Annotated in this window: 15 protein-coding genes and 1 tRNA gene; 12 read left to right on the top strand and 4 right to left on the bottom strand. The window is 72.4% G+C overall.

All coding sequences use genetic code 11. The features are described from left to right. Positions 1 to 107 precede the first annotated feature (107 nt). From FRANEAN1_RS31415 to FRANEAN1_RS31375, 9 genes are all read left to right on the top strand, one after another. On the top strand, positions 108 to 512 hold the full coding sequence (locus FRANEAN1_RS31415) for a hypothetical protein (protein ID WP_020463729.1): 405 nt from the start codon (positions 108 to 110) through the stop codon (positions 510 to 512). Further along, positions 509 to 796, top strand: a complete 288-nt coding sequence (locus FRANEAN1_RS31410; protein ID WP_020463728.1) for a hypothetical protein — start codon at positions 509 to 511, stop codon at positions 794 to 796. The genes FRANEAN1_RS31415 and FRANEAN1_RS31410 overlap by 4 nt, the downstream gene beginning before the upstream one ends. An 81-nt stretch (positions 797 to 877) precedes the next feature. Next, positions 878 to 2,437: an FtsK/SpoIIIE domain-containing protein gene (locus FRANEAN1_RS31405; RefSeq protein ID WP_020463727.1), complete on the top strand. Its 1,560-nt coding sequence runs from the start codon at positions 878 to 880 to the stop codon at positions 2,435 to 2,437. Further along, positions 2,434 to 2,652, top strand: coding sequence for a hypothetical protein (locus FRANEAN1_RS31400; protein ID WP_041254986.1), 219 nt, complete (start codon positions 2,434 to 2,436; stop codon positions 2,650 to 2,652). Before FRANEAN1_RS31405 ends, FRANEAN1_RS31400 begins: the two co-directional genes overlap by 4 nt. Next, complete coding sequence (locus FRANEAN1_RS31395) at positions 2,649 to 4,367, top strand: replication initiator (RefSeq protein WP_020463726.1); 1,719 nt, start codon at positions 2,649 to 2,651, stop codon at positions 4,365 to 4,367. The genes FRANEAN1_RS31400 and FRANEAN1_RS31395 overlap by 4 nt, the downstream gene beginning before the upstream one ends. A gap of 31 nt (positions 4,368 to 4,398) precedes the next feature. After that, on the top strand, positions 4,399 to 4,593 hold the full coding sequence (locus FRANEAN1_RS31390; RefSeq protein WP_020463725.1) for a helix-turn-helix domain-containing protein: 195 nt from the start codon (positions 4,399 to 4,401) through the stop codon (positions 4,591 to 4,593). A 126-nt stretch (positions 4,594 to 4,719) separates the two neighbouring features. Then, positions 4,720 to 5,019, top strand: a complete 300-nt coding sequence (locus tag FRANEAN1_RS31385) for a hypothetical protein (RefSeq protein ID WP_020463724.1) — start codon at positions 4,720 to 4,722, stop codon at positions 5,017 to 5,019. A 253-nt stretch (positions 5,020 to 5,272) separates the two neighbouring features. Further along, positions 5,273 to 5,482, top strand: a complete 210-nt coding sequence (locus FRANEAN1_RS31380; protein ID WP_020463723.1) for a hypothetical protein — start codon at positions 5,273 to 5,275, stop codon at positions 5,480 to 5,482. After that, positions 5,482 to 6,732: a site-specific integrase gene (locus tag FRANEAN1_RS31375; RefSeq protein WP_020463722.1), complete on the top strand. Its 1,251-nt coding sequence runs from the start codon at positions 5,482 to 5,484 to the stop codon at positions 6,730 to 6,732. The genes FRANEAN1_RS31380 and FRANEAN1_RS31375 overlap by 1 nt, the downstream gene beginning before the upstream one ends. 323 nt (positions 6,733 to 7,055) lie before the next feature. Here the strand turns inward: FRANEAN1_RS31375 and FRANEAN1_RS31365 are convergent. After that, positions 7,056 to 7,128 (bottom strand) — tRNA-Arg (locus tag FRANEAN1_RS31365). A 142-nt stretch (positions 7,129 to 7,270) separates the two neighbouring features. Then, positions 7,271 to 7,804: a metallophosphoesterase gene (locus FRANEAN1_RS31360; RefSeq protein WP_020463721.1), complete on the bottom strand. Its 534-nt coding sequence runs from the start codon at positions 7,802 to 7,804 to the stop codon at positions 7,271 to 7,273. A gap of 145 nt (positions 7,805 to 7,949) precedes the next feature. On the opposite strand from FRANEAN1_RS31360, the gene FRANEAN1_RS31355 reads away from it, so the two are divergent. Beyond that, a complete protein-coding gene (locus tag FRANEAN1_RS31355) occupies positions 7,950 to 9,509 on the top strand; it encodes an MFS transporter (protein ID WP_020463720.1) in 1,560 nt (519 codons plus the stop codon). Positions 9,510 to 9,602: 93 nt separating this feature from the next. Here the strand turns inward: FRANEAN1_RS31355 and FRANEAN1_RS37545 are convergent, their stop codons facing one another. Next, on the bottom strand, positions 9,603 to 14,600 hold the full coding sequence (locus FRANEAN1_RS37545) for a BTAD domain-containing putative transcriptional regulator (RefSeq protein WP_157472856.1): 4,998 nt from the start codon (positions 14,598 to 14,600) through the stop codon (positions 9,603 to 9,605). Positions 14,601 to 14,929: 329 nt separating this feature from the next. On the opposite strand from FRANEAN1_RS37545, the gene FRANEAN1_RS31345 reads away from it, so the two are divergent. Further along, on the top strand, positions 14,930 to 15,616 hold the full coding sequence (locus FRANEAN1_RS31345) for a hypothetical protein (protein ID WP_020463718.1): 687 nt from the start codon (positions 14,930 to 14,932) through the stop codon (positions 15,614 to 15,616). A gap of 99 nt (positions 15,617 to 15,715) precedes the next feature. Here FRANEAN1_RS31345 and rpsD read toward each other — a convergent pair whose 3' ends face one another. Then, on the bottom strand, positions 15,716 to 16,321 hold the full coding sequence (gene rpsD / locus FRANEAN1_RS31340; protein WP_020463717.1) for a 30S ribosomal protein S4: 606 nt from the start codon (positions 16,319 to 16,321) through the stop codon (positions 15,716 to 15,718). A gap of 82 nt (positions 16,322 to 16,403) precedes the next feature. On the opposite strand from rpsD, the gene FRANEAN1_RS31335 reads away from it, so the two are divergent. Further along, complete coding sequence (locus FRANEAN1_RS31335) at positions 16,404 to 17,060, top strand: hypothetical protein (RefSeq protein WP_063748416.1); 657 nt, start codon at positions 16,404 to 16,406, stop codon at positions 17,058 to 17,060. The last annotated feature ends 44 nt before the right edge of the window (positions 17,061 to 17,104 follow it).

The following is a 17,104-nucleotide window of genomic DNA, read 5'->3' as shown; positions in this document are numbered from 1 at the left end:
GGCGTATAGAAGCTTGGCGAGCGCTCGGTGAGCGGTGCATGGTGGGTGTGCCCGACATGCCCCGGACCACCCGGGGGGCGGGCTGGCCCTTCGGAGGTTGACCATTCATGGCGGTTCCCCGGCGTATTCCCGTGCGCTTTGAGGACGTGTTCCCGGCGGGCGCTTTCGTGCTCGGCGTGGAACCGGCGAACGACTACGAGAAGGTGAAGGCGAACGCACCCGACCCGCAGGAACGGGACCCGAACACTGGCGAGCGGGTCTGGGTGGTGCGCGTGCTCGACCCGGACCCGGCGGCCCGGCAGGCGGAGCTGAAGGTGAAGGTCCCCGGCGAGGTGCAGCCGGTCCTTCCCGAGGCGATGCCGGGCACGCCGTTCCGCCCGGTGCTGTTCGACGGGCTGACGATCACGGCCTGGGTGGACACCAACGGCAAGTACCCCAAGCAGGCCTACGCCCTACGGGCCCTGCGCCTGCAGCAGGTCGGCACGGCACGACGGACGGGGGCGGCGGCATGACCAGCCACGACACCGACCCGACCCCGTCGTTCACCACCCTGTCGCTGCACGTCGGGACGAGCTGGTACGTGGTGTGCCACACCTACCCGGACCGGCCGCCGATCCTGGCCGTCACCGCGGGCCCGACCTCCTTCGCCTTGGACCCCGCCAGTGACGTGGTGACGACGGATCATCTCCCGTTCGCGCGGGCGCTGCTGAACGAGGTGAACACCTACCTCGTCGACTGCGAGCGGGTCGCACTCGCCGCGCAGAACGACGGTCCGCCGGCCGAGAACGCGGCGTAGCCACTTCTCCGTTTCTCGGAACGTTTCGCTTTCTCTCCCTCTTCCCGTGGTTTCGCGCGCTCGAAAACAGGTGGTATTGCCATGTCCAGGATCTACGGTGACCAGCGGATGCCGCGGATTCCGTCCCGGCCGGACAAGGTTCGGGTGCCGCTGTGGATGCTGCTGCTGGCGGTGGCCGGTAAGGGGCTGGTGCTCGGGGTGCGCTGGTGCTGGCGGCACCGGATCGCCGTCCCGGTCGCGGTCGGCCTGCTGGTGTTCGTCCACCGGTTCGGTCTGCTGGGCCTGGTCGGCCTGCTCGTCGGCCTGACCGTGGTTGCTGCGGTGTGGCGGCGGGCGCATCCGGCATCGTTCGGGTGGCTGGCGCGGTGGGTGTGGGGGCGGGTGCGGCTGACGGTCGTCTACCGGCGGCGGTGGCGGGCGGCGATGGTGCACACCGACCTGGCGATCCGGGTCCCCACCTCCAACGCCGATCAGGTCACCTTCGACGACTACTACCCCCGGATCCGCTCGATCCGCTCGACGCGGGCGGTGGACGTGCTGCGGGTGGAACTGCTGCCCGGCCAGACCCCGGAACAGTGGGCGGAGCAGGCCGAAGCACTGCGGCACGTGTTCCGGGCCCGGCGCTGCCAGGTCCAGGCCGAACCGCACCGGTTCGTCCGCCTGCACTTCCACCACCGTGACACCCTCGTCCACCCCGTCACCCCCGGTGACCTCGACGCCCCCCGACCCGGCGGAGCGGACCCGGATCTCGCGGACGATCCCGGGGCCGCGTCGGGTGTGCTGGTGGCGGAGCTGGGCGCGGTCCGGGTAGGCCGCTGCGAGGACGGTTCTCCGTGGACCCTGCCGGTTCGCGGGACGCATGTCCTCGTCGCGGGGGCGACCGGGGCGGGTAAGGGCTCGGTGCTCTGGTCGATCATCCGCGGTCTCGGCCCGGCGGTCCGGGCGGGGCTGGTGGAGCTGTGGGTCTGCGACCCCAAGGGCGGCATGGAGCTGGCGTTCGGGGAACCGCTGTTCACCCGGTTCGCCACCGCCACCGGTGAGATCGCGGATCTCCTCGACGACGCGGTGTCGGTCATGCAACGGCGCACGGCACGGCTGCGGGGGCGGACCCGGCTGCACACCCCGACCGCCGGGGACCCGCTGATCGTGGTGGTGGTCGACGAAATCGCGTCCCTGACCGCCTACGTCACCGACCGGGACGTGAAGAAGCGGATCGGGGCGGCGCTGCCGCTGCTGCTCTCCCAGGGACGCGCACCCGGCGTCGTGGTCCTGGCCGCGGTGCAGGACCCGCGCAAGGAGGTGTTGCCGTTCCGGGATCTGTTCCCGGTCCGGGTCGCGCTGCGGATGACCGAGACGGAACAGGCGGATCTCGTGCTCGGCTCCGGGGCCCGGGACCGTGGGGCGCGGGCGGACGAGATCCCGCTGTCGCTGCCCGGCGTCGGTTACGTCCTGCACGAAGGACAGCCCGAACCGGTCCGGGTCCGCGCGGCCCATATCGACGACACCGAGATCAGCCGCACCGTCTGGGCCTACCGGCCCATCCCCGCGGCCGGCGGCGGCTGGACACCCGACCTCGACCCCTACACCGATCACAGCTCGACGGACGAGGGCGGTCCGGCGGGATGGGGTGAGGTCGCGTGACCAGCCCGGCCGCTGACCCGCCGGCCCCCTCCGCGCCGCTGCCGGTCCTGCCGGTGTGCGCCACCTGCTCCCACCTGTACGTCGCGCACCGACGGGGCCGCTGCCGTGGCACCACTGGCACCCCCACCCGGTGTGGCTGCACCCGGTTCACCGAACCCACCCCCACCAACCCCGACCGCCCGCACCTCGACGTCACGGAGGACCAACCCGCGTGACCCTCCCGATCCCCGCCGGCCCTGCCCCGGCCGGCCCCCTCGACCCCACGGCCCGTGACGATCGTGACGATCGGCCCGGTTCGCGGATGGCCCGGATGCGGATGCCGCTCGCTCGCCAGGTGGTCGAAGCGGTCGCCGTGGAGAACGGGGTGTGCGTGCGGCCGATGGCGATGCGGCGGACGAACCTCGACACGGGCGAGACCGAGATCATCCCCGTGCCGTGTGGGGCCACCCTCGCCAGCAAGTGCCCGACCTGCGCGGAGAAAGCCCGGCGGCTACGGATGGCGCAGTGCAAAGCCGGGTGGCACCTCGACGACGAACCGCTTCCCGACCCGGACCCGCCGACGGACGACGCGAAGGTGCTTGCCGGGTTCCGCGCGGATTTGGAACTCGCCCGGCGGGACGCGGAACGGGACAGTGACCCGGCCGGCGTCGCGGAGATCGACGCGCTTATCGGCCAGGTGGACGAGGAACTCAACGCCCTGGGCGTGCGCGGCAAGGCGGCTCCGGACAACCGGGACCGGGCTCGCCGTGCCCGCTCGACCCGCCGGCGGCAGGACGCACCCGACCTCCCCCGGCTGCCGGTGGAGAAGCGCACGGTCGGCCGGACCTACGAAGCGGCGGACGGGACGACCTGGCGTCCGTCGATGTTCCTGACGCTGACCTGCGACACCTACGGCCGGGTGACCTCGGACGGCACCCCGGTGGATCCGGGGTCGTACGACTACCGGCGGGCGGCCCGCGACGCGATCCACTTCCCGAAGCTGATCGACCGGTTCTGGCAGAACCTCCGCCGTGCGGTGGGCTGGGATGTGCAGTACTTCGCGGCGCTGGAACCGCAACGGCGGCTCGCCCCGCACCTGCACGCGGCCATCCGCGGCACCGTCCCCCGGGCCCTCCTGCGCCAGGTGGCGGCGGCGACCTACCACCAGGTGTGGTGGCCACCCTGCGACCAACCGGTCTATCCGGACACGGGACTCCCGACCTGGGCGGACGACGCGGGCGGCTACGTCGATCCGGGCTCCGGCCGGCCGCTGCCGATGTGGGATGAGGCGCTCGACGCGATCGGGGACGAGGACGAGGCGTCCCACGTGGTGCGCTTCGGCCCGCAACTGCAAGCGGACGGATTCACCGCGAGCTCGGCGCACACCGGCCGCATGATCGGCTACCTGTGCAAGTACCTGACCAAGAGCCTCGACGCCTGCCACACCACCACGACCGACGCGCAACGTCGCCACGTCGACCGGCTCGCCGAAGCCCTGCGCTACGAACCCTGCGCACCCACCTGCGCCAACTGGCTCCGCTACGGCGTCCAGCCGAAGAACCCGAAACCGGGCCTCGTCCCGGGCCGCTGCCGAGGGAAGGCACACCGGCGGGAAACTCTCGGCTTCGGCGGCCGGCGGGTCCTGGTGAGCCGCAAGTGGTCCGGCAAGACCCTGACCGACCACAAGCACGACCGGGTGGCGTTCATCCGGGCGCAGCTCGAAGCCCTCGGCCACACCGCCACCGGCCCGGCCGCGCACGACACCGACCCGGCGCGCACCGTCTGGACGCTGCTCCGGCCTGGCGACCCGGCCGCACCACGCCGTGAACACCTGCTGTTGCAGGCCGTCGCCCAACGCCACGCCTGGCGCGCACAGCTCGACACGGCCCGGCGCACCGCACCCGACGAACTTCCGGCAATCGGCCCACCGGGCGGGGCACAAGCCGCCTGATCGTCCGCCCCGATCCCGTGGGAGAGAACCCGTGACCAAGCTTCTCCTGACACCGGCTGAGGCGGCCGAACTCCTCGGCGTCGGCCGGACAACGATCTACGAACTCATGAACAGCGGAGACATCCCGTCCGTGCGGATCGGACGGGCGCGCCGCATCCCGTCGGTTGACCTGGTCGCCTTCGTCGACCGGCTGCGCGGCGTCGTCCGGGATGGGGAGGCCGCATGACCAGGAGGTGCCGAGCACCACCCACCCGACCAAACCCGACCCGAACGCAAGGCGGTCCCGGCGAGTGCGTCAACACCCGACCGGGACCTGAGACCTCACCCCTGCCTACAACAGGAGCGAAGCCCTATGTCCATCTTCTCGTCTGGCAGTTTCGGCGCCTGGCGCACCCCCGGCAACGGTGAGAACCCGCTCGTCTCGGTGCGCGCGACCGACACCGGCCATGAGCTGACGATCCGCCCCGGCGCGGACGTCGGCGACGTGGCGGAAATCCTCGCGGGGCTGCCTGCGGACGCCTTCTTCACGGAGAGCTTCGGCGACGTCGACGCGGTCCTGGTCTTCCGCCGGGTGCCTGGTCTTTCGACAACGGTCCTGGACGCCTGGAACCCCTCGATCGGTCCGGCGGCGGCGAGCGTTCCCCGTCCGTAGCGGCTGTTCTGCCTGCTCTACCCCCATTTTTCTTCCGTTCTCTGGTGGCGCTTGAAGCTGTCGGGGTGTCGGACGTGTCCAGGGTCGGCCGGAGGCCGATCGCGTCAGCGACGCGGAGCGCCCTGGACGCGGCCGGCGCCCCGGCAGACCATCCCAGCGCCAGAGAACGGAAACCCAACCGCACCGGGCGACGCCACCCGCGGCCCGCGTGCACTGTTCCCCGTTCTTCTTTCGGCAAGGAGCCCTCTTCGCCATGCCCACCGACCACGACGAACACCCGACGATGAGCCTGCAACAGGCTCTCCGGGAGCATCTCGACCGTGCCCGCGCCGGACAGGGCCGGCTCTACCCGCAAACGGACGGTGAGTCCAAGTTCGCCTGCGACATGGGCGACAACCGGTACGGGTGCCCCTGGTGCGACAACATCGAATGGCCCGACGGCAACCCGCTGGACGTGGCCTGATGACCGGGCAGGACCCTCGCGGTGACGAGGACACCCCGGACGAGTCGACCGGCAGGAAGAAGAAGCAGAACCGCCGGGCGCAGGGCGAGGGCTCGGTGTACTGGCGTGAGGACCGTCAGCGTTGGGTCATCGAGATCGACTACGGAGTGGTGAACGGCCGGCGCAAGCGCGTGCCGCGCTACTTCCGGACGCAGGAAGAGGCGATCGAGGAGCAGCGGAAGGCGCGGCAGAGCAAGGCGGACGGGCTGACCACCCTCGACCGGCGGTCGCGGTTCGCGGACTTCCTGACGTACTGGCTGGACGAGATCGTCGACCCGTCTGAACGGGCGGAGTCCACGAAGTCGAACTACCGCGTCATGGTGAACAACCACATCCGCCCGGCGCTCGGCTCGCGCCGGCTCGTCGAACTGAAGCACGAGGATCTTCAGCGGTTCCTGAACCGCAAGGCGGCGGATGGGTACAGCACGTCGACCATGCGCACGCTGCGTTCCGTCCTGCGCCAAGCGCTCAACGAAGCGGTCATCACCGAGAAGATCAGTCGCAATGTCGCCGAGACGCTGCGGGTCCCGAAAGCGCGGAAACCGAAGCGGAATGTGGCCGCGCTGAGCAGGGACGACGGGCTGCGGCTGCTCGCCGAAGCGAAGTCCACCCGGCATTACGCGCTGTATGTGCTGCTGGCGATGGTCGGTCTACGCCGTGGGGAAGCGCTCGCGTTGCGCTGGTCCGACTTCGACGAATCGGCAGGCACGCTGCGGGTGGTACGCCAGGTGACCCGGGTGAGCGGCGTGAAGGGGCTGGTCGTCGGCCCGACGAAGAGTCAGGCCGGAACACGCACGCTCACGCTGCCGACCCGATGCGTCCGGGTGCTCCAGGCACACCGCACCGCCCAGCACGCCCACCGGCAGGCCGCGGGGAAGCGGTGGAAGGAGAACGGGCTGATCTTCCCGAGTACCGTCGGCACGCACATGGAGCCGCGCGGGCTGAACACCCACCTGTCCAAGCTGTGCCAGCGTGCCGGGCTGCCGCACCTCGGCCCGCACGCGCTGCGGCACACCGCGGCCACGATGGCCTACGCGCTCGGTGTCGACTGGAAGCAGATACAGCAGATGCTCGGCCACACGATGCTGTCGACCACGATGGACATCTACGTGGACCTGGTCGACAGCGTCCACCGCGACGCGGCGTCCAAACTCGACGCGTGGTTCGACGAACCTGATGAAGACGGTGGGCTCAGCCCAGCACAGCGGTAGCGAGCAACGTGCTGATCATCGATCCAGTTACCCTTGCGGCGATCTTCATCTTGCCCTCCTTCGTCATCCATCCCTTGACCCGACGAAACAAGCGGGAGCCAACCGAAGTGATGATCTCGGACGAAACATGGATGAGGAGCGTCGCTACCGCTGGGTGGAACCCGGTAGTTACCGGGCTCAACCCACCGTCAGTCCAGTCAGTCGAAGAGAGCCGCCGGACGGCCTGCGTCTGACAGGCTGTTGGCTGTCAACTTGGCTGTCAGGAAGAACAGAGCCCCGCGCCGTGTTATCGGCTGCGGGGCTCTGACCTGCCTCAACCAGCGTGCGCTCGGAGGGACTCGAACCCCCAACCTCTTGATCCGTAGTCAAGTGCTCTATCCGTTGAGCTACGAGCGCCTGCCGGTCACTCTCGCGGCCGGCTTCGCCAGCTTACAGCACCCGGAGGGCAGCATTCGAACCCCCTCCCCTCCAACCGCGCCCCGGGTCGGGGCGCCCAGGGCACGCTCCGCGCGGGGCGCGTTTCGCCCGGGATGGCCCGTCAGCGCGCTCGGACGGGCGTCGGCTGCGGTAGGCGGTGCAGCTCGACATCGAGCAGTGTCTGGTCCTCGATCGTCGCTGTCAGATAGGTCGGATGGGGCTGGCGCCGGCGGTCCGTGGGTGAGCCGGGGTTCAGCAACCGCAGCGGGCGGCCGTCCTGCGGTCGGATCGTCGTCGTGTCCCACGGGATGTGGGAGTGGCCGAAGACGATGACGTCGGCTTCCGGGTAGGCGGCGGCCAGGCGGCGATCCCGGTCGGCGGCGGCCCCGGTCTCGTGGACGATCACGAAGTGCAGGCCGTCCAATGTCACGCGGGCGATCTCGGGCAGGATGGCGCGGATCTCGGGTCCGTCGTTGTTGCCGAAGCACGCGATGAGGCGCCGTGATCGTTCCGCGAGCTGGCGCAGCAGCTCGGGGCCGACCCAGTCGCCCGCGTGGAGGACGGCGTCGGCTTCGTCGACCGCGGCCCACACCCGCGACGGCAGATCGCGGGCCCGTGCCGGGACGTGAGTGTCGGCCAGGACGACGAGACGCATTGGTCCAGTGTCCGTGATTTTCGGTGTTCTGAGCGTGCGCCCGGGGGTAGCGTGCAGCGGCCGGCCGCCTGGCCGGGCGGCGTCGGGGCGAGCGGGCGGCCGGGGTGGTCGCGAGCTGACGGGCCGATGCCGAGCCGGTAGGCGGATGTCGACTCGGCGGATGGACGCCGAGCCGGTGGCCGACGGGAGCGGATGGGCGGCGGTCGACATGGCATGGACCGCCGCGCAGTGGCGGCGACTGCGACGGGCTCGTGTGGCCACCATGGTGGTCTTTTTCTTCCTGGCGCTGTTGCTCGCCGCGTGGGCTCCGCGGATCCCACAGGTCAAGGATGCGCTCGCGCTCGGCGACGGCGAGCTCGGGCTTGCGCTGCTCGGCGCGCCGGTCGGTGCGATCGTGACGTTGTGGGGCGCCGGTGTTCTGGTGAGCCGGCTGGGCAGCGTGCCGGTGATCCGGTTCTCGCTGGTCGCGTACGCGACCCTCGGGCTGGTGATCATTGCCGCAACCGGCCCGCTGTCGCTGTTCGCCGCGCTCGCGCTGCTGAGCGGTGCGAGCTGTGCGCTGGACCTCTCCGCCAATGCCCAGGCTGCGGCCGTCGAACACCGCTTCGGACGTCGGATCATGATGATGGTCCATGCCGCCTGGACGGCCGGTGCGCTCGTGGGCGCGGGCCTGGGCGCCGCCGCCGCGGCGATCGAGCTGCCGCTGAGCATCCAGTTCTCGGTGCTCGGCGCGCTTACCGTGGCCGGAGCGTTACCTCTCACCGGATGGATGCTTCGTGGGGACGGTAGTCGGGAGTCCGCGTCCACCGGCTTCGTCGTATCCGACGCCGCCGCCGATGCGGTCGATGGCGCCTACGGGGAGGTCGAGACCGGCGACAGCGCGGTCGGAGCCAGGGATGGTGTGGTCGAGGCCGGCGCCGAGACCCACGCGCGGCCGGCCACGTCGATGCTTCCACCGCCCCCGGCAACTGGGCTGTCCCCAGAGTCTGCGGTGCCTGCGCCGCCTCCAGCGCCCGCGGCGAGGCCGGTGACTGCTGTGACTCCGCGGGCGCTGCTGCCCTTCGTCCCGCTCAGCGTGATCGCGTTTGCCAGTTTCCTCGGGGAGGGCGCGGCGGCGGACTGGAGCGCCGTCTACCTGACGGATGTCACCGGGGCGTCGGCCGGCGTCGCCGGGATCGGGTACGTGGCCTTCATGGCCTGCATGCTGGTGGTGCGCCTGGTCGGCGACCGTGCGGTGGAGACCTTCGGGATCCGGCGTGTGGTCCGTCCGCTGGCTCTTACCGCCGCGGTGATGTTCGCCGTCGCACTCGCGTCCGGAGCGACGCGGACGGGAACCGCGCTGGGGATCGTCGGGTTCGCGGTGCTCGGCGCCGGGCTGGCGTGTGTCATCCCGGCGGCCTTCTCCGCCGCGGCCCGCGCCGCGAACCTGGTGGGGCTGCCGGCCGGGGCGGTGATCGCCGTGGTCAGCTCGGTCGGCTACGCGGGATGGCTGACGGGGCCGCCGTTGATCGGAGGCCTGGCCGAACTCGTCGGACTGCGCGGGGCCCTGTGGAGCGTGGTCGCGTTCACCTGCGCGATCGCGCTGTTCGCCGGGACGCTGGCCGGTCCCGCGCGGTCGTCGTGGACCTCCGGGGAACGAGGAACGTCAGCCCCGTCGAGGCGGCCTGTTCCACCGAGACCGCAGGGCTCGGCGGACATGTCGTGACCGCGGGTCATCCGGCAGGCGCTGCTCGTCCGGTCGGTCCTGCCCGTCCGGCGGTACGTGCCGAGGCCGATTGGCGGCGGCGGGGGATTCCGGTCAGTGGTGGCGGCGGCGAAAGCCCGGCAGGAGTTGCTGGACGAGCGCGTCCGTCTCCGGTTCCGCCGCGCCGCCGCGCCGGGTCGACTGCGCCGACACCGTCCGGTACAGCTCGCCGGCGACGGCTTCGAGGGTCCGGCGGTCACCCCGGGCGGCCACGGTGCGCAGCAGGTCACGCCACAGCGTTTCCGCGGTCGGCGCGGCGCGCAGGCCGGTCCGGCACGCCGCCATCGCGGTGACGGTGTCGCCGGCTTCCAGGGTCAGCATGGCGAGGCGGTGCGCGGCGTCGATGACGGCGGAGCGCATCGTGCTCTCGACGGGCGTCGACCGGGCCCACCCGTACCTGCCTTCGGGCAGGCCGGACCACAGCGGCCCGCTGACCAGATTCAGCGCCGCCCGCAGGTCGGATTCGGGATCGCTCGCGTCGTCGGGCCGCGCCGCACGATGGGTGTAGGCGACGAAGAGCTCCCAGTCGCAGCGGACGTCCGTGCTGAGGACCCAGCGCCCGTCCGAGGTGGGCTGCAACCGGGGCCGCCCGCCGGCGTCGACGCCCAGCCAGGTGCGGGCCGCGATGAGCCCGGCCAGCACGCCGGTGCCTGATCCCCCCGGCGACCGCGGATCGGGGACCGAACCGAGGGGGAGGTCGAGCAGGTCGCTGACGTCCTCGGGGTACGCGCCGTCGCGGTGCAGCGCGAGGAAGACGACGATCTCGGTGAGCAGGTCGATCTGGTTCCGGTCGGGTCGGCCGGGGGCGTCGACCGACGGGGTGCCGAGCACGTGCACCTCGGCTTCGGTGGCACCGGCCGGGTCCGGGTCCAGGCGAGGCAGGGTCTCGAGCGGGCCGTTCCCGTGGAGGGGCGCCGGCGGGGCGTCGGCCTCCTGGTGCGAAGCCGCCGGATAGCCCTGCTCTGACGAGTGGGGTTCCGGATACGACGTGGGAGAGCCGGGAGGATACGACTCCTGCGAGGACGGCGCCTGCGGGTACGGCTCGTACGGATGCGGCTGCGGCGAGTTCGGCGCCTGCGGATACGGCTGCGCCGGGTGCGCCGGCGGCTGGGCTCGATACGGTTCGCGCTCGTTGGGCGGGGGTGGCGGGTAGGGCCGGTCCCATCCGACGTTGTCGACGTTGCCGACGTCGGCGCTGGTGGCGCCGGTGGCGGCTGCCGGGACGCCTGGGTGCTCTTGCCATTGCTGCGTGGCGGGTTTGTCCCGGTGCGCGGGCTGCGGCTGGTCGGGGCTGTGCTGCTGTGCCTCGTCGTGCCCGTGCGCCGGCCGGACCAGCAGCGTGCGGGGGACTCGCGGCACGTCCGTCGGCTGTATGGCCGGTCGATCGGATTCGACCAGGTAGGGCGGGGGAGCGTCGGACGGCTGGTGCTGCCCCGCGCGGCCCGGCACGTCCGGCGTGGCGGCCTGCGGCCGGGAGCCCGGCGGCGCGGCGACCGTCGGCGGGGCGACTGGTGGGACTGGCGGTGGAGTGACCGTCGGCGGGGGGACCTGAGGCAGGCTGCTCGGGGGCAGCCCGGACGGCCCGTCGACCGGCATCCGGATGACGGAGGGCCCGGTCTGCGGGACGGGCAGCCAGGGCACGACTCCGGGGATCGAACCCGAGCCCCGGGGCGGACGGGTACCCTCCGGGCCGTCCGGGGCCGGAGGACGGTGCTCCTCGGGGTAGGGCGGCGGGTAGTGGCCCGCCGGCGCGGTCGGCTCCGGTGCGTGTCCGTCGGGCCCGTCCGCCGCGTACTCCGCCGAGTAGTCGTCCGCGGCCGAGTAGTCGTCCGCGTAGCCCACCGGATGGCCGGCTGGACGGTCCGCCGGGTGGAGGGAACCGCCCGCGATCGGGTAGGGCCCGGTTCGGTAGGGGTCATCGTCCGCAGCCCCGGCTGGCGGGTAGCCGCCCGTGGCCTGGCCGCCCGGGCTGCTGTCCCACTCCTCGCTGCCGTACCGGTCCGTGCCGTCGGGCCAGCTCTCGCTGCCGTACTGGTCCTCGCCGTCGTCCTGGTGTCCGCCGCCGTACCGGTCATCGCTGTCGTGCCGGTCTCCGCCGTTGTACCGGTGCTCGGCGTTGTACCGGTCCTCGGTGTCGTACCGATGCTCGCTGTCGTACCGATGCTCGCTGTCGCCCCGGACCTCGTCGTCATCCCGGGCCTCGCTGTCGTCCCAGGCGTCGCTTCGCTCGGAGGGCCGGCCGGTGGGGACGGGAGCGTCCGCACCCGTGGTCAGCAGGCGCCGGCTGGCCCAGGACGGGCGCGGAGCCTCCGCCGGGCGCGCGCCGGTCGCGATGCGGAACATCGCCAGAACGGCGGAGTACTCCGCCGCGGCGAGGGTCTGGGCGTTGACCTCGACGCCGAGCACCCCGAGGGACATCCGCGCGTCGGGACCGACCGCGAACCGCCAGCGGGCCGCGGGGCTGTCGCCGACCATGAGCACGCCCACCGTCTCGTCGCGCCCACCGGAGAGCCGGGCCAGCCGTTCGGCGTGCTGCGGCGCGGGTGGACCGGCCAGCACCAGGAGATCCGGCGCCCACAGCGACTGGATGTGGGCGGCCTGCCGCCCGCGCAGCGCGGCGCCCGGTTCGTTGCCCCATCCGGTGTCCCGCGGCCCGCGCGCCTCGAGCTCGTCGAGGACGTCGGAGAGGCTCGAGGACGTCCGAAGCCGCCCTGGCGCGATCGGGCTGGGGTCGTCCGCGAAGCCCACAAGACAGACCCGCAGGTCGTCGGACCACATGTTGGTGGCAAGTTCCACCGCGACGGAGATGGCCACCTCGCTGGCGACGGCCGGGTCGCCGACGAGGCTGATCATCCCGGGTGCGCCCTCGAGGTCGACGAGGATGCGGCAGCCGGTGGCATCCCGGCCGAGGGTGACCAGCGCCGGGTAGGGCGCCGGGACGTCCGCCGACAGGCTGGCGCTCGCGTCGAAGGGCAGCCCGTCGGGTGCCTCGGGGTTGCGTTCGATCCGCCAGGAGCCCGGGTTGTTGCCCTGCCGCCAGGGGGCGGGGGGCGGTTCCGGCACAGCCGGCGCCATGTGCAGGACGAGCGCGGCGTCGGTGAGGATCGCGGCGTACACCGGCGGCAGGGGACGGCCCCGCGAGGTCAGCCCGGCGGACATCAGCCGCAGGGACCGGTCGACGAAACGGGCCGAGGGCAGGTCGGCGGCGAGCCGCAGGGCGTGTTCGACCTCGGCGGAGAACGGGTCCGCGCCGGCGCCGCCCGGCCGGCGCCTGGTCAGCGCGGTGAGCACGCCCGCCGCGAGCAGGGCCGCGCCGGTGATGCCGCGCCCGCTTCCCAGCCGCCCGGGCCCCATCCCGCCGGGCGTGCCCGTCTCGCCGCCCCACGGGGAACGCTCGCCGGAGTTCCCGGTACCCGGCCCGTAGGGCGATGGCTCCTGGTCCGCCTCCGGCCCGTCGGACCAGCCGCCCGCACCGCTGTGCAGCGGCCCGGTGGATGCCGGCCCGCCACCGATGTCGTCGCCTCCCGGGGCACCGTCGGTGCCGCCGCGACCGTCCGCGGAGCCCTGGGCGGCGAAGCGGGCGTGGACCTCCTCGACCCAGGAGGCTTCGCGGTGCGGGACCCGCAGGGTCCGTACCTCCTCGCCCTCGGCGTCCGGGGGAAGCATGAGCACCCATCCCGGGGCGATGAGGGAGGGCTTGGTGAGGGTCTGGCCGTCGGGCTGCGCGCGGCCCTCGTTGAGCGCGAAGATCTCGTGGTAGCGCAGGCTGTTGCCGAGGAGCCGCCGGGCGATCGCCCACAGCGTGTCGTACTGGCGCCCGTCAGGCGGGCGGACCTCGCAGAACTTGACGTCCATGCCGTCCGGGAAGAGGTCCGCCGGGGCCTCCTCGCCGGCGGTCAGCGCCCGTGGCGCGGCTTCCCGTTCATCCCACCGGTAGCCCCCGGAGTGGTCGGTCGCGGGACCGGAGCCTCCCGAGGTGCCGCCCTGGTCCGACCTGTCGCCGGCGGCCGGACCAGCATTGGTGCCGGTGGCCTGACCGGCGGTGCCGCGGGTGGCCGGAACGGCGTTGGCGCCGGCGGTTCGGCCCGGAACGCCTGATGGGGCACCGGCCGGCCCGCCCCGGCCCGCCCCGCCACGCGCCTCGGCCCCGCCCGGCCCGGCGGGGATCGGCTGCTGCCCGGTGAGCCCGCGGGCCAGCCGTGAGATCGCGGCCGGATCCGACCGGCGTAGCGGCCCCGTCGGGGCGGCCCGCTCGGTGCGGGTCGCCCGCTCGGTGCGGGACCCACGTTCGGCCCGGGCCCCAGCGCTCCCGGCACGGGTAGCCGGCTCGGAACCACCATGTGGCGTGGCTTCATCACTCCCGGCGGCGCCGGTGTCCGCCGGGCCGTTCGCCGGCCGTGTGGACGGTCGACCGCCTCGGCTGCCGGCGCCCGCGCGGCTGCCGGCGGTCGCCCGTCCACCGGTGCCTGCCCGCCCAGCCGCGCTCGCCTGCCCACCTGCGCTCGTCCGCCCGCCGGGGTTCGTGCGCCCGCCGGTGTTCGTCCGGCTGGTGCCGCCGGCCCGGTAGCCACCGCGTGCCGGGCCGCCGGACCCACCGCGAGCCGGGGCATGAGCGGGGTGCCGCGCGCCCGAGCGGCCCGTCGAGCCGTTCCGCGGCGAGGTGAGCCGCAGTGTGTCGTCGACGAGGCGCCGTGCCAGCGCCTGGCTGCCACCGCCGAAAGGGATCCGCGGGGCGAGCCCCGTCTGCCGCCGCTCGGCGCGCCATTCGGCGATGACGCACACCATGAAGTGGATCCAGACCAGCCAGGCGGCCAGGACCATCAGACGCAGCACCTTGCCCGCGCCGAACTCGCCGGTGAACGCGCCCTCGTCGCCGACCGCCGCGGCGACCGGTGTGCCGGTGAGGACGAGCAGGAGAACGGGAACACCCACGCCGAGCCCCAGCAGGAGCGCGGCGCCGGAGCCGCCGCGCCGGCGCTCCCCGTTGCCTGCGGTCGGTCGTGAATTGCCCGCCTGGATCACAATGTGACAGTTCACCACGTCTGGGCTCACTACAGGTCATATTCCGGCCGAGCGGCCGTAGCGTTCACACAAAGGACACGTGGCTTGCTGACTGTAACGAGTCGTCGGAGGCGCCTTCGCCTCCGCGCTTCCCCGCGCCCGTAGGCGATGCCGGCTGCCTCCGCGCCCGCGCGCCCTCCCGCGCCTCGCGTCCCGCACTCCCTTGCCTCGCCCGGTATGTTCGACTTGTCATAGTTCGGGGTGATCGTGCATACCTCTGCCAATTGGGGAGTTTGAAGCGCGGGCGTGAGCGTGGCGTGTTGGAGTTCCAACGCAGATGGCAGTGTTCTGAGGTCACACCCGAGCAGAGGACGACCTGGGTGCAGGGGCATACGAAGGCGCAGCGGTGGAAACCCGATCGCTTCACCATCACGGTGCCGGACAACTGGTTCGCGTTGGACACACAGGCCGCGCGCAGTTCGGTGGCGATCTCCCGGATGGCCGCCGCACGGGTACGAGATCATCCGCGGCTTGCGGGGCAGGGCTCGTCCGTCGCCCGCATCCTTCGCGAGGCCGCCGCGTACGCGGACAGGCGTGGCGCCGTCTACTGCGCGGTCATGATCGAGGAAGTCCGGGGGGCCGGCCTCTCCGCGTGTCTCACGGTGTGCCTGCACTCCGCCCAGGACGAGCCTGACCTCCGGCGATCGTCACGGCACGGACGCGACTTCGGCCGTCCGGCGCGTGACCTGCCGCGGCATGGGCGCGCGGTGCCCTACCTGCCGTCCCGGCGCTGGTGGCGGCGGGTCGGATTCGTCGACCTTCCCGCCGCCGGCCGCGCCGTGCGGACCTGCGCGTTCGAGCAGCAGCGACCGATGGACGGCGGGCCGGCGGCCATCCGCCTCGTGATGCGGACGACGGTGCCCATCCCCGGGCTCGACCGGGTCGCCGTGATCTCCTGCGCGAGCCCGAACACCGGCCTGGCTCCGGCGCTGCACGGCCTGTTCGAGGAGGTGACCGCGACCTTCAGATTTATCCATGACCCGCAGCTGCCCGAACTCGAACTCTGAGGCCGGCCGCGACCACCCAACCCGCCGCCACCGTCCGGCCGTGACGGGAAATCGGAGCAGGCCGAGCGCTGAGGATCACCCGTGCTCGGCCGGATCCTGTCAACGCGCGTAGTACTCGACGACGAGTTGTTCGTCACAGACGACCGGGATCTCCGGCCGGGTCGGCCGCCGGCTGAGCACGGCCACCAGCGCGGTGCGGTCGACGTCGAGGTAGGCGGGCGGTGCCGTCCCCGCCGGCTGGGTCTCCGCGACGATTCGGAACGGCGCCATGGGACGGCTGCGCCCCGCGATCGTGACCACGTCACCTGGCTGGACGCGGTACCCGGGGCGGTCCACCCGGCTGCTGTTCACCTGGACGTGGCGGTGGCTGACGAACTGGCGGGCCTGGTAGATCGTCTTGGCGAAGCCGGCGCGCAGGACCACCGCGTCCAGGCGGGTCTCGAGATCCTCGATCAGCAGGTGGCCTGTTCGGCCGGCCCCCCGGTCGGCCTCGTCGAACGCGCGCCGGAGCTGCTTCTCGCTGATGTGGTACTGGAAGCGCAACCGCTGCTTCTCCCGCAGGCGCTCCTTGTAGGGCGACATGGTCTTGCGGCCGCGGCCGTGCGGGCCGGGCGGGTAGGGCCGGTTCTCGAAGTACCTGGCCGCCTTGTCGGTCAGCGGCAGGCCGATGCTCCGGCTCAGCTTGGCCACGGGCTTGTGGCGCACGGGCCTCCTCCTTTAGGTTAGGTAACCTTAAATAAAGCGAACCTAACCATAGTGGACGCTGGAGGAGCACGTGGTGGACGGCATGATCGATCAGCACGACGCGGGGCACCCGTCGATCAGCACGCGCACCGCACCCACCGAGGCGGTGCACGTGCTGGCCGCGCGTGAGCTGGTCCACGATGCCGCCTACGGCAGCCTGGTCATGTGGGATGGATGGGTCGTGCACGGCCTCCGCTTCGCGACCGTCGCTGCCCCCACTGCGGCCGGCCCTGCTTCCGCCGGTCCCACTGCGACCGGTCCCACTCCGGCCGGAACCGAGGCGACGGGACCCGCCGACGCCGTTCCGACCGGCTCCGAGTCGCTGGATCTGTTCGGAGCCGGTGGCGCGCCCGCCCGCATCGTGCTGCTGGCGCCGGCATCGGTGGGACGTGTCCTGGGGGATCAGGACCAGGCCTGCCGGTTCCAGATGTGCGGACCGGTGCGTTCGGACGGCTGCGACTGGGTGTCCGTCGTCTTCGGCGGATGGGTCGCGCCGGTAGCCGAGCGATCCGTCCCCGACCTGGTGTTGCACCTCGCCGATCGGCATCCGACCGGGGACCTGTTCGAACTCGGCGGCTCCTGGATGTTGCTGGACATCGAGCTCGCCGAGGCCACGATCCGGACCCGCGCCGGATGCGTGCAACTGGACACCGACGACGCCGTCAACCTGCTCACGGAGCCCTCGGGGGCCGGTCTCTGACGACCCCGCTCGGCAGCGCCCACCCAGCCAGGGCGGCGCCCGGT

Source organism: Parafrankia sp. EAN1pec, from assembly GCF_000018005.1.
Lineage (GTDB): Bacteria > Actinomycetota > Actinomycetes > Frankiales > Frankiaceae > Parafrankia > Parafrankia soli.
This window is presented reverse-complemented; position numbering and strand designations above follow the sequence as displayed.

What these genes read in the sequence shown, in the direction of transcription:
- FRANEAN1_RS31335 (WP_063748416.1), top strand. Translation starts at nt 16,404, where the DNA reads ATGATCGATCAGCACGACGCGGGGCACCCGTCGATCAGCACGCGCACC.
- FRANEAN1_RS31415 (WP_020463729.1), top strand. Translation starts at nt 108, where the DNA reads ATGGCGGTTCCCCGGCGTATTCCCGTGCGCTTTGAGGACGTGTTCCCG.
- FRANEAN1_RS31380 (WP_020463723.1), top strand. Translation starts at nt 5,273, where the DNA reads ATGCCCACCGACCACGACGAACACCCGACGATGAGCCTGCAACAGGCT.
- FRANEAN1_RS31355 (WP_020463720.1), top strand. Translation starts at nt 7,950, where the DNA reads ATGTCGACTCGGCGGATGGACGCCGAGCCGGTGGCCGACGGGAGCGGA.
- FRANEAN1_RS31375 (WP_020463722.1), top strand. Translation starts at nt 5,482, where the DNA reads ATGACCGGGCAGGACCCTCGCGGTGACGAGGACACCCCGGACGAGTCG.
- FRANEAN1_RS31360 (WP_020463721.1), bottom strand. Translation starts at nt 7,804, where the DNA reads ATGCGTCTCGTCGTCCTGGCCGACACTCACGTCCCGGCACGGGCCCGC.
- FRANEAN1_RS31410 (WP_020463728.1), top strand. Translation starts at nt 509, where the DNA reads ATGACCAGCCACGACACCGACCCGACCCCGTCGTTCACCACCCTGTCG.
- FRANEAN1_RS31405 (WP_020463727.1), top strand. Translation starts at nt 878, where the DNA reads ATGTCCAGGATCTACGGTGACCAGCGGATGCCGCGGATTCCGTCCCGG.
- FRANEAN1_RS31385 (WP_020463724.1), top strand. Translation starts at nt 4,720, where the DNA reads ATGTCCATCTTCTCGTCTGGCAGTTTCGGCGCCTGGCGCACCCCCGGC.